General features: G+C 62.9%; 16 protein-coding genes. 6 read left to right on the top strand and 10 right to left on the bottom strand.

The genetic code is table 11. From position 1 onward, the window contains the following. Window positions 1–44 precede the first annotated feature (44 nt). Complete coding sequence (locus HX875_RS18630; protein WP_177044404.1) at window positions 45–944, top strand: LysR substrate-binding domain-containing protein; 900 nt, start codon at window positions 45–47, stop codon at window positions 942–944. A gap of 137 nt (window positions 945–1,081) precedes the next feature. On the opposite strand, the gene HX875_RS18625 is transcribed toward HX875_RS18630, so the two are convergent. From HX875_RS18625 to HX875_RS18595, 7 genes are read right to left on the bottom strand one after another with little or no spacing between them, the layout of a single operon-like run. Beyond that, window positions 1,082–2,092 (bottom strand): ABC transporter substrate-binding protein, encoded by a 1,011-nt coding sequence (locus tag HX875_RS18625; protein ID WP_177044402.1) that lies wholly within the window; start codon window positions 2,090–2,092, stop codon window positions 1,082–1,084. Window positions 2,093–2,118: 26 nt separating this feature from the next. After that, window positions 2,119–2,541: a RidA family protein gene (locus HX875_RS18620; RefSeq protein WP_177044400.1), complete on the bottom strand. Its 423-nt coding sequence runs from the start codon at window positions 2,539–2,541 to the stop codon at window positions 2,119–2,121. Window positions 2,542–2,564: 23 nt separating this feature from the next. After that, a complete protein-coding gene (locus tag HX875_RS18615; RefSeq protein WP_177044398.1) occupies window positions 2,565–3,755 on the bottom strand; it encodes an oxamate carbamoyltransferase subunit AllG family protein in 1,191 nt (396 codons plus the stop codon). Beyond that, entirely contained in the window at window positions 3,748–4,545 is a 798-nt protein-coding gene (locus HX875_RS18610; protein WP_177044396.1) for an amino acid ABC transporter ATP-binding protein, read from the bottom strand. The genes HX875_RS18615 and HX875_RS18610 overlap by 8 nt, the downstream gene beginning before the upstream one ends. Continuing rightward, window positions 4,542–5,201: an amino acid ABC transporter permease gene (locus tag HX875_RS18605; protein WP_177044394.1), complete on the bottom strand. Its 660-nt coding sequence runs from the start codon at window positions 5,199–5,201 to the stop codon at window positions 4,542–4,544. Before HX875_RS18605 ends, HX875_RS18610 begins: the two co-directional genes overlap by 4 nt. Next, window positions 5,198–5,851, bottom strand: a complete 654-nt coding sequence (locus HX875_RS18600) for an amino acid ABC transporter permease (protein ID WP_177044392.1) — start codon at window positions 5,849–5,851, stop codon at window positions 5,198–5,200. Before HX875_RS18600 ends, HX875_RS18605 begins: the two co-directional genes overlap by 4 nt. Window positions 5,852–5,861: 10 nt before the next feature. Next, on the bottom strand, window positions 5,862–6,662 hold the full coding sequence (locus HX875_RS18595) for a transporter substrate-binding domain-containing protein (protein ID WP_177044715.1): 801 nt from the start codon (window positions 6,660–6,662) through the stop codon (window positions 5,862–5,864). A 277-nt stretch (window positions 6,663–6,939) separates the two neighbouring features. Here HX875_RS18595 and HX875_RS18590 point away from each other — a divergent pair, with 277 nt between their 5' ends. Further along, a complete protein-coding gene (locus tag HX875_RS18590; protein ID WP_177044390.1) occupies window positions 6,940–7,836 on the top strand; it encodes a LysR family transcriptional regulator in 897 nt (298 codons plus the stop codon). Here HX875_RS18590 and HX875_RS18585 read toward each other — a convergent pair whose 3' ends face one another. After that, window positions 7,837–8,229, bottom strand: a complete 393-nt coding sequence (locus HX875_RS18585; RefSeq protein ID WP_177044388.1) for a RidA family protein — start codon at window positions 8,227–8,229, stop codon at window positions 7,837–7,839. It abuts the gene before it with no gap. A gap of 147 nt (window positions 8,230–8,376) precedes the next feature. Here HX875_RS18585 and HX875_RS18580 point away from each other — a divergent pair, with 147 nt between their 5' ends. Next, a complete protein-coding gene (locus HX875_RS18580; protein ID WP_177044386.1) occupies window positions 8,377–8,808 on the top strand; it encodes a hypothetical protein in 432 nt (143 codons plus the stop codon). Between the two features lie 22 nt (window positions 8,809–8,830). Here the strand turns inward: HX875_RS18580 and HX875_RS18575 are convergent, their stop codons facing one another. Then, complete coding sequence (locus HX875_RS18575) at window positions 8,831–9,235, bottom strand: VOC family protein (protein WP_010173396.1); 405 nt, start codon at window positions 9,233–9,235, stop codon at window positions 8,831–8,833. Window positions 9,236–9,251: 16 nt separating this feature from the next. Beyond that, window positions 9,252–9,995, bottom strand: coding sequence for an SDR family NAD(P)-dependent oxidoreductase (locus HX875_RS18570; RefSeq protein WP_177044384.1), 744 nt, complete (start codon window positions 9,993–9,995; stop codon window positions 9,252–9,254). A gap of 139 nt (window positions 9,996–10,134) precedes the next feature. Here HX875_RS18570 and HX875_RS18565 point away from each other — a divergent pair, with 139 nt between their 5' ends. From HX875_RS18565 to HX875_RS18555, 3 genes are all read left to right on the top strand, one after another. Continuing rightward, window positions 10,135–11,031 carry an AraC family transcriptional regulator gene (locus HX875_RS18565; RefSeq protein WP_177044382.1) on the top strand — a complete coding sequence of 299 codons (897 nt, stop codon included), beginning with the start codon at window positions 10,135–10,137 and terminating at the stop codon, window positions 11,029–11,031. A gap of 50 nt (window positions 11,032–11,081) precedes the next feature. After that, a complete protein-coding gene (gene potE / locus HX875_RS18560; protein WP_177044379.1) occupies window positions 11,082–12,401 on the top strand; it encodes a putrescine-ornithine antiporter in 1,320 nt (439 codons plus the stop codon). A 65-nt stretch (window positions 12,402–12,466) separates the two neighbouring features. Further along, window positions 12,467–13,300 carry an alpha/beta fold hydrolase gene (locus tag HX875_RS18555; RefSeq protein WP_218171967.1) on the top strand — a complete coding sequence of 278 codons (834 nt, stop codon included), beginning with the start codon at window positions 12,467–12,469 and terminating at the stop codon, window positions 13,298–13,300. Window positions 13,301–13,524 lie beyond the last annotated feature (224 nt).

Below are 13,524 nucleotides of genomic sequence, written 5' to 3'. Positions count from 1 at the left end.
TATGGCTCTTTATTTACCAACTCACTTGGTATTTAATTCAATACATGAATAATTTAGAACAGTTAGCCAATGACCCACCGCTGCGTGCCGTGCGCACCTTCGAAGCGTTTGCCCGCCATGGCGGGGTGAATTCCGCCGCCCGCGAGCTGGATGTGTCGCCCTCGGCCGTGAGCCATCAACTGCACCTGCTGGAAAGCTTTTTGCAGCAGCCGTTGACCTTGCGTCAGGGCCGCAACCTGGTGCTGACCGAAGAAGGCCGCGAGTATTACCGCGCGATCCGCTCGGCCTTTGCCGTATTGCGCAGCGCCACCGAACACGTGCGGGAAAAAAGCGCCACGCGCCAGGTCACCATCAGCCTGATCCCGCTGTTCGGCATCAACCTGTTCATCCCGCGCCTGGCGCAGTTCCTCAAGGACCATCCGGCGCTGGACATCAACGTCACCTACGCCAACCACCGCAGCTACCCCAGCGACGCGGCCGACCTGTCGATCCGCTTCGGCACCGGGCACTGGCCGGGGTACCACAGCGAGCCGTTGATCTCGGGAGCGGTGACGCCCTATTGCAGCCGGGCATTCCTGGAGCAACACGGCCCGATCGACTCGCCCGAAGCCCTGAGCGAGTTGCCGTTGTTGCACGACGAAGAGCGCGGCACCTGGAGCCAATGGTTCCAGGCGGCAGAGGTGCATCACGGCACGGCGTTGAATGGTTTGCTGCTGGAGGATGGTCAGTTGGCGCTGACGGCGACGCTGACCGGGCTGGGTTGCTCACTGCTGCGCGAGCCTTTGGTGGCGCCGCATGTGGCGAATGGGGAGTTGGTGAAGCTGTTTGATTTGCAGGTCGATGATGGCCGCCAGTACTACCTGTGCCGGCGGGCCAACAGCGAGTTGTCGAGTGAGGGGAATCACTTGTATGACTGGATCAAAACCAGTCTTGCAGGGACCTGAAAACACCTCAGATCAAATGTAGGAGCTGGCTTGCCTGCGATGGCGGTGGGTCAGCCAACACATGTATTGACTGATCCACCGCCATCGCAGGCAAGCCAGCTCCTACATTTTTGTGCGCGTTTCAATCCGGGACGGTGTCAGCTCCCGTCACCGCCATGGGCCTCTTCAAAAAAGTAATCCTTCCAGCTCCCCGCCTTGTTTTTCAGCACCCCAAGCTCCTGCAATTTCTCGGCATAGATGTAGGTACGCTGCGGCACGATGGTGAAGTCGATCTCCGGGTCCTGGACGATCTTCTCCACCAGCGCCAGCGGTAGCTTCGACTGCTCTACACGAATATAAGCCTGGGCCGCAGCCGGCTTGTCGGCCTTGATGATTTTCTCGGCCTCGGCCAGCGCGTCATAGAACGCCTTGTAGGTCTTGGGGTTTTCGTCGTGGAATTTTTCGGTGGTGTACAGCACGTTAAACGTGGCCGGGCCGCCGAGAATGTCGTAGGAACTCAGCACCTTGTGCACCTTGGGATTCAACAGCTCCTGGTACTGGAACGGCGGGCTGGAAAAGTGCGCGTTGATCTCCGAGCCGCCGGCAATCAGCGCGGCGGTGGCGTCCGGGTGCGCCAGGCTGATGGAGATGTCGTCGAACTTCTTGTAGTTGTCATTCCCGAACTGCTTGGCCGTTTCAATCTGCAAGGTGCGCGACTGGAAGCCCACCCCCGCCGCCGGCACCGCGATGCGGTCTTTTTCACTGAAGTCCTTGAGGGTCTTCACGTCCGGGTTATTGGTCAGCAGGTAGTTGGGCATCGAGCCCAGCGAGGCGATAGCCTTGACGTTCTGCTTGCCCTTGGTGCGGTCCCACAGCGTGAGCATCGGCGGCACACCCGCCGATACCACGTCCAGCGCACCGGCCAGCAGCGACTCGTTCATCGCCGTGGCGCCGGAAATGCTGTTCCACTCCACCTTGATGTCCAGGCCCTGCTCCTTGCCGTGTTTCTCGATCAGGTTCTGGTCGCGCACCACGTCGAGGATCAAATAGCCGATGCCGAATTGCTGGGCGATGCTGATCTTGCCTTCGGCCTGGGCGCCCGGGCTGAGCAGTGCAGTGGCGGCCGCGAGGGATGCGGCGAGCACGGTGAACGGGGGACGAATACGCATGAAAAAATACCTCCTTGTGGATGGGGTTAAAGCGTCTTGTGCTTACGGTTGAAACACACCAGGTCAATCTCCACCAACGCCTGGCGACCCAACCGGGTAACGCCGACGGTGGTGCGTGACGGGAGCTTTTGCGGGTTGTTGAAATGCTGGACGTACACGCTGTTGAACAGCGCGAAATCGTTGTCGTAGTCGCTCAGGTAGATGCGTACGAACAGCGTGTCATCCAGGCTGTAACCGGCGTGGTCGACGATGCGCCGCAGGTTCTCGAAACACAGCTGCGCCTGAGCTTCGATGCCCTCGCGCAACTCGGCGCTGGGCGCATCCGGGTCAGTGGGCAATTGCCCGGTGACGTACAGCCAGCCATCGGCCTGCACCGCGTGGGAGTACATGGCCGAAGGCGGCGGCGGGCTGGCATTCGGTACAAAGTGATGCACGGTGTCTTGGGACATTTGGAAAATCCTCAAACAGAAAATTAGAGCGCTGCGAGCGCCTTCTGGAAACACTCCACCGGCGCCAGGGCCACGCCGATGCCGACCCAGCCGGTCACGCCATCGCGGTGGGCAATGCCGGTATGAATCCGCACGGGTTCGCCCGCAGCTACTACCGCGCGAGCATCGAGACCCGCGCCAACCCCACGACTGCCTGCAAGGGCCGGGGCAATCAACGAGTGCTGGCCGACAAACAACTCGCGCATGCGCCGCCCGGCGGCCCTGGCCTGCGGCCAATCCTGAACCATCAACTGCGCCAGCTCAGGCGCTGCGTGCGCGATGGTGCCACCCAGGCCATAGGCTTCTACGATGGCGCTGTCACCCAGGTCGGCCTGGCCGTCGCCGGACAGGTGCGGTGGAAAAAAGTAGCCCTGAGGCGCAGTGGCCGCATGGGTAAACCAGCGCCGCCCTGCCCCGGCAATACGCACGCCGCAGTGCACGCCGTTGCGCGCAATCGCGGTGATGATCGACGAGCCTTCAATACCGCTGGCACGGTCCAGGGCCAGCTTGGCAGCGGCCATGGCGTAATTCAGAAAGTGCTGCGGATTGCCCAGCAACCATTGGCGCACCTCGGTTTCAAGGCCCGGCAAGTCCTGCGTGAAGGCATACATCCCGCCGACATTGCGTTGATGGGTGTCATCCCCCAACGCCACGCCTTGGGCAATCAACGGCAACAGCGGCAGACCGGCGGCAGGCAACGCCTTGACGATCGCCGGGCCAATCACCCGATCCAGATAGTCGAGTTGCGCGGCGATCTGTTCGTCGTAGCAACCAAACCGCAGTGCCCGGCGCCCGGATTCGGCGAGGGTGGCGTGAACCACTTCATCGCCCGCACGGTGCTCGATGCGCATCAGCAACTGGCCAGGGCGCACCACGCCCGCCATGGGCGAAACGGTGCCGAGGTCATGGTTGGCGTGCAGAGTGATTTTGCCTTCGAGAATCAGCCGCCGGGCGCCGTCGAGGTCACCCGCCCAGCCTTCGTGCACAGTCGCGCCCGCCAGGGCATTGAGTACCACGGCGGGAATCTCGCCGGTATGGGCGAACGGCGGGCCGGCATGCCCCAGGTGCCCGGCTTCAAGCCCGAGGGCAGACGACGCGGTTTGCGCGCCAACCAGCACCGGCTCGGTGGCGAGAATGCGCGCCAGCGCCAGGGTATTGGGATGAGTGTCAGACATGTTGGGCGACCGCCTCCGGGTGGCGATGCGAAAGAAATTCCTGAGCCCGCCGGGTTTGCGGCGCACTGAAAAATGCCGCCGGGGTGGCCGTCTCGACAATCCGCCCGTGATCCATGAATACAATGCGGTCGGCACTGCGCCGGGCGAACTCCATCTCGTGGGTGACCACCACCATGGTCATGCCCGCCTGGGCGAGGGATTGCATGATCGACAGCACCTCGCTGACGCGCTCCGGGTCAAGGGCGCTGGTGGGCTCATCGAACAACAGCAGTTGCGGACGGCTGGCCAATGCGCGGGCAATACCCACCCGTTGTTTTTGCCCACCGGACAAGGTCGCCGGGTACACGTCTGCCTTGTCACTCAAACCGACCTTTGCCAGCAATTCCAGGGCTTCGGCCTGCACTTCAAGTTTGGGCCGACGCTGCACATGCAGCGGCGCTTCCATGATGTTCTGCAACACCGTCAAGTGCGGCCACAAGGCGAAGTTCTGGAACACCATGCCGGTTTGGGTGCGGATGTGGGCGATATTGCGCTCCGACATTTTGCTGCCGTCGGCATTCATACCGATGCGCTGCCCGGCGATGTGGATGCTGCCGCTGTCGGGCACTTCCAGCCAGTTCAGGCAGCGCAGCAGGGTCGATTTGCCGGCACCTGAAGGGCCGAGCAAACACACGGTCTCACCCACCGCCACTTGCAGGTCAATGCCATGCAACACCGGGCGCCCGGCAAAGCTTTTGTTCAGCCCGGCCACCTGCAAGGCAACCGGGGTCGGGCTATTCAGGGAAGTCATTGGAAACGCTCCGCCTTGCGCCGCAGCATCGACACACCCAGCTCGATGACGACGCAAATCAGCCAGTAGAAAAACACCGCCGAGAACAACGCGGCGAAGGGAATGTAGTAGTTCGATTCCAGGCTGTTGGCGGCCGAGGTCAGCTCGGGCACGGCGATGATGGTCAGGAACGAGGTGTCCTTGACCACCTGGATCATCTGGTTACCCAGTGCCGGCGCGCAGCTGGTCCACAGGTTCGGCAGGATCAGCCGCCGCGCCAGCAACACACCGCGAAACCCGAACGCCAAGCCGGCCTCGATTTCTTCACGGGGCCGCGCCAGCCAACCGGCCCGCAGGATCTCCGCGACATACGCGCCGTGGTACAGCAGCAACGCCAGCAACCCGGACTGGATATTGCTCAGGCGCAGCCCGAAAGACGGCAAGCCGTAGTACACCAGGTAGGCCAGCAACAGGAACGGCGTGCAGCGCATCAGCTCGATAAAGCCACGCAGTACCGACGCCAGGCGGCGCTGGCGGCTCATCAACACCAGGGTCAGGCCGCAGCCGAGCAACAATGACGAGACCCCCGCCGCCACCGACAACATCACCGTCAGCGCGGCACCGTCGAGCAGGTCGCCGACATGTTCCCAGGCCACAGCCAGTTCATGGGCGATCATGCGAGGCGCGCCTTGTAGTGACGTTCGAGGTAACGCTGCGCCGCCACCACCAGCCAGATAATCAGGATGTACAGCACCAGTGCCGCGATCAGCGGCGGCAATGGCCGGTAGGTATTCGCGCCGATACGCACGGCGGTGCGCGTCAGCTCGACGATGCCGATCACCGCCACAGCCGGGCTGTTCTTGATCAGGATGGTCATTTCATTCACCAGCAACGGCAGCACCTGGCGGCCAACCTGAGGCAACACAATGCGCCGTAGCCGCAACGTCGCCCCCATGCCGCCCGCCTTGGACGCATCCAGCTGGTCACGGGGAAATTGCGCAAAACCGCCGCGCCAGATTTCGCAGTTGAACGCCGAGGTGTTGATGGTCATGGCGAGGATGGCGGCCGCCGGCGCCGAGATGTCATACCCCAACGCCGGGGTGATGAAGAACACCGCCAGGGCCAGGGTCAGCAGCGGCGTGGCGCGGATCACGCTGATGTACGCCGCCAACAGCGGGCCCAGCAACGGCCATTGCTGGCGCCGCAACAACGCCAGACCCAGGCCGACAACCTGGCCCAGGGCAATCGAGATTGCCGTCAGCCCCAGCGTTACCAGCGCGCCCAGCAACAAGGGGCCCGGTTCGAGGCCCCATTGAGTGAAGTTCATGTGGGTTCAATCAATATTCGGAGACGAAATGCGCCGGTGGCTCGGGGAATACCGTGCCAAACCACTTTTGCTGGAGTTGCGCGATATCGCCGTTCTTGCGTTCCTGGGCGAGGAAATTGTTCAGGTAATCCAGCACGCTTTGATTACCCTTGGCCACGCCCCAGGCAACATAGGTCTTGCTCGACACCGCCTGGCCCAGTTCAAACACACCCGGCTTTTCCTTGAGCAAGGCGTTCAGCCCCACGATGTTGTTGACCACGTAGTCGGTGCGGCCCAACGCCAGGTCCTGATAGGCCTCGGGATAGGAGGTGTACTGCACGATCTTGCCGAGTTTGCCGCCACTGGCCCCGAGCAGTTTCTCAAGCTCCGGCAGGCGCTGATACATCGCACTGCCCGCCTGGATGCCGAGGGTCAGGCCGTTGAGGTCGGCCACGTTCTTGATCCGGTCATCGCCCTGGCGCTTGAGGTAAAACACCGTGGCCTCGGCAATCGGCGTGGTGAAATCCAGCGACTGCTGGCGTTCACGGGTGATCAGCAAACCGGTAATGGCCGCGTCGTACTTGCCACTGACCACACCTGCCAACAGCCCGGTGAACGGCATGATTTGCTGGTGCACATCCAGCGGGCCGGCGGCCTTGAGCTTTTGCACCAGTTCGTTATCGAAGCCGCTGGGCTTGCCGTCGTCAACGAACTCGAAGGGGCGGAATTCATCTTCCGTGGCCACCGACAGGTAACCGCGTTGCTTGACTTCATCCAGGGTCGCCGCATGCGTCAGCAACGGGGCCAGAAGAGTGGTGAGCGCCAAAACCATGCGCAAGGAACGTCCATGACCAGGCTTGCGGCCTGCGTGAGCGAAAGAGAACACTGTCATGAGGGGTCGACCTGTGGAGGGTGCTGCCATGTGGGGGAATGGCAGCGAGCGTAGCGGTGATTTCTAAGTCCGGAAAAGAATATCGGGGTCTATTGATATGCGAAAAAAGCTTGTCATTCGCCTGCCTGATCGTACGCAGCCAGATGCCCACGTCTTCCAGTAGCAGCACTGTTATATTGCCCGCCCTGCCCTTTTCCCTGCGCCCGGAGCTCTGTGCATGCTGCGCACCAACCTCAACGAGATATTGATCTTCATGGCGGTGGTCGATGGCGCCAGCTTCGTCGCTGGCGGCCAGGCCATGGGGCTGACCCGTTCAGCCGCCGGCAAGGCCGTGGCGCGCCTGGAAGACAGCTTGGGCGTGCGGCTGCTGAACCGCACCACCCGCACCTTGAGCCTCACCGACGAAGGCCGCGCGCTGTATGACCAGGGGCTGGAAATCCTCGCGGCGGTGGACAATGCCCAAAGCCGCATCGGCCAACCCACCGGCGTACCGCGCGGCTTGTTGCGGCTCACAGTGCCGGACGCCTTCGGGCGCAAGGTGTTGCTGCCATTGTTGAAAAAGTACCTGCAGGCGTGGCCCGAGGTGCAGGTGGAAGTCAGCTTCAGCGACCGCACGGCCGATATCGTCGAGGACGGTTTCGACCTGGCCATCCGCATCGGCAGCGCCAACACCGACCGCCAACTGGTGTCCCGCGTGGTCGCGCGTTATCAGGCACTGCTGTGCGCCGCGCCGGCCTATCTCGCCGAGCACGGCACACCCCGGGACATGGACGCCCTCGCCCAGCACGACTGCCTGTATTTCAGCAGCCGCACGCGCAAGCAAAGCTGGCGCTTTCGCGAAGCGGACGGCACCTGGGTCAAGGCTTACGGGCGCAGCCGCCTGCGCCTGGACAGCGGCGAAGCGCTGCGTGACGCCGCCGTGTCCGGGCTGGGCATCGCCTTGCTGCCAGATTTCGTGGTGGCCGAGGACCTGGCCGCCGGGCGCCTGATGCAGGTGCTGCCCGACCTGGACCCCGGGGATGTGGAGATTCTGGCGATGTACCCGAGCAAACGTTTTCTGGAACCCCGGGTACGGCGCTTTATCGACCTGATGGTGGATGAACTGGCCGGCTGATCAGTCTGCGTGGGCGATCACCTTGATCTCGACGATCTGCGCATCCGACGCCAGGTAGTTCACGCCAACCAGGGTCGCAGCCGGGCGATGGTCGCCGATGTATTCCTTCCACACATTCACCACCGCGTCAAAATCGCGCTTGGCATGCACCAGGAAGAAATCCACCGCGGCAATGTTCGAGCGCCCGACGCCAAAGCCTGCCAGCACGCGGTCGAGATTCTCCAGGGTCTGGCGCGTCTGCACGGCGGCGTCACCGTCAACGAATTCGCCGTCGAGGGTGTGAGAAAACTGCCCGGCAATATAGATCATGCCGTTGACGCGGTAGCCCTGGCTGACGCTGTTGCCCTCTTCCCATGAAACGCCATGGTTGTAGATGCTGGGTGTGCTGCTCATGTCGGTTTCCTCGGGGATGATTTAAGGAAACTCTAACAAGGGCATTGGCGAATGGACGTCCCCACTGAAGCGACCAAAAATTACCCGCCCACGGCCTTCGGCTGGTATCGTGCCGCCCTTGAAAAAACCGCTGCGAGGAAATGGACCTTGAACACAGACGAAAAAATGACCGGCGACCTGTTCGAGGTGGACAAGCGCCTGTCACTCAAGCCCGTGGTGGACTTCAACAGCTACCTGCGCAGCGCCTTCGGCGATGGCCGCTGCACCTGCATCCGCTGCGTCGCCAGTGAAGGCAACGAGGCGGGTTACGAGTTCCAGCACACCTTCGAGTTCGACGGCAAGAAACTCCACCGCCGCTTCGCCTCCACCGCCGGCAGCGACGTGCTGTTGATGCTGAAAAAGGCCTGGCTGTCCTACACCAAGGCCGAGCTGCCGCTGAGCGGCGCGCTGGCCCTGGACACGGTGAAGGAGTTTGTCGAGCCACAGCTGCACAAACGCGTAGCGCCGTTGTTGCTGACCAGCGGGTTGGTCAAGGATGTGGAAGGTGAGTTGAGGATGCAGCCGCAGGCCGCGGGCTGATCGCCTCCCTCTCCGACAGCTGCTACGACTGGGCGTGCTGCCAGTTCTTGTAGACGAATTCGAGGCTATAGCCGTCAGGGTCCAGCACGTTGGCGGCGTAGTAGTTCGGGTCATAGTGCAAACGCGCGCCCGGGGCGCCGTTGTCGACGGCGCCAGCACTCATCGCCGCCTGGTAGGCCGCATCAACCTCGGCGCGGCTGCTGGCGACGAAACCCACGTGCACCGCCCTGCCCTCAACCACGCCCTCGCGCAACCAGAAGAATATGCGTCCGTTGGCGCCGAACCCCTTGAGGTCCGGATGGCCCGGCGGACCGTCCTTGCCGGCGTAGTCGTGGCGCGTGGTGATGCCCAGTGGGGTCAGTACGGCCTGGTAGAAATCGATGGCGCGTTGAATGTCGCTGACCGACAAAAAGATATGATCCAGCATGCTGTAGCCTCGCTCTTCAGATGATGTAACCGCCCGCGACCTCGATCGTCTGGGCATTGATCCAGCGGCCTTCGTCCGACAGCAACATGGCGATCACACGCGCCACGTCCTCAGGTTCGCCCACTCGGCCCAGGGCCGTTTGTGACGCCAGCAGCGCTTCAAACTCATCATTGAGCCCGCCGCCCAGCTCAGTGCGGATCGCCCCCGGAGACACGGCATTGGCGCGGATCTGCCGCTCGCCAAACTCCTTGGCCATGTAGCGGGTGAGCACATCCAGCGCGCCCTTGAAGGCGGCGTAAGGCGCGACGCCGGCGGTAGCCACGCGGGTGGTCGCGCTGGTCAGGTTGACGATGCAGGCGTGTGCCTGCAGCAACGGCAGCAAGGCTTGAGTCAGGAAAAACGGGCCTTTGAGGTGCACATTCAGCAGACCGTCGAACTGGGCCTCGGTGACCGATTCCAGGGGGTTGAACAGGCCGAAACCTGCGTTGTTCACCAGGCCACTCAAGCCGCTCTCACCAAAGGTTGCCGACAGCGCCTGTTTTACCGCCTCGCCAAAACCCTCGAAGGAACTGACGTCAGCCACGTCCAATGGCAGCGCGACGGCCTTGCCGCCGGCCGTCTCAATCCGCTGCACCACCGCCTGGGCGGCTTGCGGATGACTGTTGTAGGTCAGGATCACACCCATGCCTTTACGGGCACACAACTCTGCAGTGCTGGCACCAATGCCACGGCTGCCGCCGGTAATGAGGATAACGCCCATGTGTGGCTCCACTGCTTACTCAAATGAGTCACCACAGTAGGCTTGCCCGCCTGCACCGGCGCAGCCGTTCCTGCTCGAAACCTGCCTGTTTCTGCTTTTTGCTTGCACAGGCAACCCCTCGGCGCTCAGCATGGCCGCCATGAACACACAACTGATCGAACTGCGCGCCCTGGCTGCCAAGGCCGAAAACCGCCGGACTGAAACGGGTATCCCGCGCGTGGCCATGGTCCAGGGCGCGATTCCCGAGCACATGCTGGCTGCCGTGTATGACCCGATGATCAACCTGATCCTGCAGGGCAGCAAATCCATGACCGTAGGCGACCGCACGCTGCGCTACGACCCGGCGACGTATTTTGTGATGTCCATCGAGTTGCCCGCCGTGGGCACCGTGCACCCGGCGGCCACCGGTGAACCTTACCTGGCGGTCAGCCTGACACTGGACCCGGCGATACTCGCGACGCTGCTCGGCGACTTGCCCAAACCTGCCGGGCGCTACGACCACGAGGCGGGGTTTTCGGTGGCCGCCGTTACGCCCGAACTGATGGACGCCTGGCTGCGCCTGCTGCGGCTGATGGGCAACCCTGAGGCAATCGCAGCCCTCGCCCCGGTTTACGAGCGCGAGATTCTCTACCGCGTGCTGCAAGGCCCCCACGGCTGGATGCTGCGGGAGATAGCCGCGCCGGACACCGCCATGGCCCGGGTGAGCCAGGCCATCCAGTGGATTCGCCGGGACTTCGCCGAGCCCATCCGGGTGGAAGCCCTGGCGCAGAAAGCCGCAATGAGCGTGTCGGCCTTCCACCGCCACTTCAAGGCCGTCACCAACCTGAGCCCGTTGCAGTACCAAAAACGCGTGCGCCTGCTGCAGGCCCGCACGCTGATGGTAGCCGGCGCCAAAAACGTCACCAGCGCCGCCTTTGAGGTCGGCTATGAAAGCCCGACCCAGTTCAGCCGGGATTACGCCCGGGTGTTCGGCCTGCCGCCGGCGCGGGACGCGGCGCGAATCCTGGGTGAAAACCGCGGCCCGAAGGCGAAGTGACCACCGCGTGCTAGCCTGCCATCGCACGCCCCCACGACCAGGAGTTGCCGATGGCCGAACCACGCAAGAAGATGAGCCTTTTAGGCCTGACCACTCTGGTGGCGATCAACATGATGGGCTCCGGCATCATCATGTTGCCGGCCAGCATGGCGCAATTGGGCGCGATCTCGCTGCTGTCGTGGGTGATCACCGCCGTGGGCTCGATGGCGATCGCGTATTGCTTTGCCCAATGCGGCCTCTTCTGTACGCGCACGGGCGGCATGTCGGCCTATACCGAAGAGGCCCACGGCAAGTCGGGGTTCTTCCTGTGTTCGTTCCTGTATTTCCTGTCGCTGATCATCGCCAATGTGGCGATCGCGATTTCGGCGGTGGGCTATCTGTCGTCCTTTATCCCGTGGTTGGGCAGCGGGCCGATCCCGTTGTTTATCGGTACCCTCGGGCTGATCTGGCTGACCACCGTGGCCAACTTCGGCGGCCCGCGCCTGACCGGCCGGATCGGCGTAGTCACGGTGTGGGGCGTGATCATTCCCGTGGCGGGTTTGAGTGTGATCGGCTGGTTCTATTTCAAGACCGAGGTGTTCAGCGCCGCCTGGAACCCCAACCAACTGCAACTGTGGGACGCCGTTGGCGCGAGTATTCCGCTGACGCTCTGGGCGTTCCTGGGCATGGAGTCCGCCGCCCAGGGCTATGACGCCGTGGAAGACCCCAGGCGCACCGTGCCGCTGGCCTGCCTGCTGGGTACCCTGGGTGCGGCGCTGGTGTATGTGCTGTCCACCAGCGTGATCCAGGGCATCGTGCCCAATGCCGAGCTGGCCGAGTCTTCAGCGCCGTTTGCCCTGGTGTATGCGCAGATCTTCACGCCATTGGTGGGCGACATCATCATGGCGCTGGCCGTGGTGGCGTGTATTGGTTCGCTGCTGGGTTGGCAGTTCACCCTGGCGCAGACGGCCAAGATGTCGGCGGACCAGCGCCTGTTTCCGCGCTTCTTCAGCCGGGTGAGCGGCGCGCAGGCGCCCGTTTTGGGGCTGATCGCGTGCGGGGCGTTGCAGAGCCTGATTGCCTTGTCGACCATCTCGCCCACCGCCAGCGCCCAGTTCAGCAAGCTGGTGAACCTGGCGGTGGTGACCAATTTGATCCCCTACGTCACCGCGCTTACCGGGTTGTTGGTGATCATGCACAAGGCGCGGGTGGCTGCATCGATTTATGCGCGTAATACGGCGGTGATGCTGATTGCCGTGGGGTATTCGCTGTATGCGATTTATGCCTGCGGGGAGGAAGCGGTGTTTGGCGCGATGCTGGTGTTGGCGTTTGGTTATCTGCTGTATGGGTTTCTGGCTCGGCGATTTATCACCGCGGCTGATATGGGCTGATAACGCCGCCTGCAGCCCGGCAGGTATAGGCTAAGGCGTTCATCTCCCTTGTGCGCGAGGCCGTCATGGCGCTGCTTGATTATCAGGATCTTCAGGTTCAGGACGTCCCCACCTGCCTCGGCCGCTTGCGCGTGCGCAGTGTCGGCGAGGGCCCGGCGATGGTGTTCTGGTCCAGCCTGTTGATGGATGCGCGCATGTGGATGGCCCAGGCGCGGTATTTCAGCCCGCGCTATCGGGTGGTGCTGATCAACCCGCCGGGGCATGGTGACAGTGAGGCGCTGAGCCGCGCGTTTACCTTTGCCGAGTGTGCGCGGTGTGTGAGTGAGGTGTTGGATGGGATGGGGATTGAGCGCTGCACCTTCGTGGGGAACTCCTGGGGCGGGATGATTGGCGGGACGTTTGCAGCAATGTATCCGACGCGGGTCGAGGCGGCGGTGTTGATGAACTGTACGGCGTCGCCGGCGGGGTTGCGGCATCGCCTTGAGTTTCCGCTGCTGGCGGTGGTTATTCGGCTGTTGGGTGGGTTTCGGCTGGGGATGGTGGGTACGGCGACCCGCGCTTTTGTCGGGCCGACTACCGAGCGGCAACGGCCTGAGGCGATCGCCCGGATTCATCAGGCATTGGCGGAATGTGATGTGGATTCGGTCGCCTGGGCGGTGGACAGCGTGGTGCCCAAGCGGCCGGATCAGAGGGCGTTGCTGGCGGCGATTCGTGCGCCGGTGTTGGTGGTGGCGGGTGAAGAAGATCGCACGTTTGCCGTGGTGGAAACCCGGGCCATGGCACAGGTGATTCCCGGGGCGGAGTTTGTGGTGATGGCGCGGACTGCGCATCTCGCAGCGCTGGAGAATCCGGATGAGGTGAATGGGTTGATTGAGGGGTTTTTAGGGCGGGTGCGGTGATTGGGGGCATATCCGTTTCTTCGGTTACGGCTTCGATTGGTTCCGCTCTTACAGCGGCTCACTTTTGAAAAGCGCAAAAGTAAGCAAAACGCTCTTGCCCCACCACTCGGCACCTCGCCTAGGCTCGGTGTGCCCGCACTCCGGCATTACTCCGCGGGCCGCCGCGACGGGGCGTCCCTGCCCCGTCGCGGCTAAACCGGCGTCCTGCCGGTTTACCCGCTCCG

Source organism: Pseudomonas yamanorum (assembly GCF_013386765.1).
In the GTDB taxonomy this organism is placed as follows: Bacteria; Pseudomonadota; Gammaproteobacteria; order Pseudomonadales; family Pseudomonadaceae; genus Aquipseudomonas; species Aquipseudomonas yamanorum_A.
Note: the sequence above shows the minus strand (reverse complement) of the source record. Positions and strands in the feature narration are given on the sequence as shown.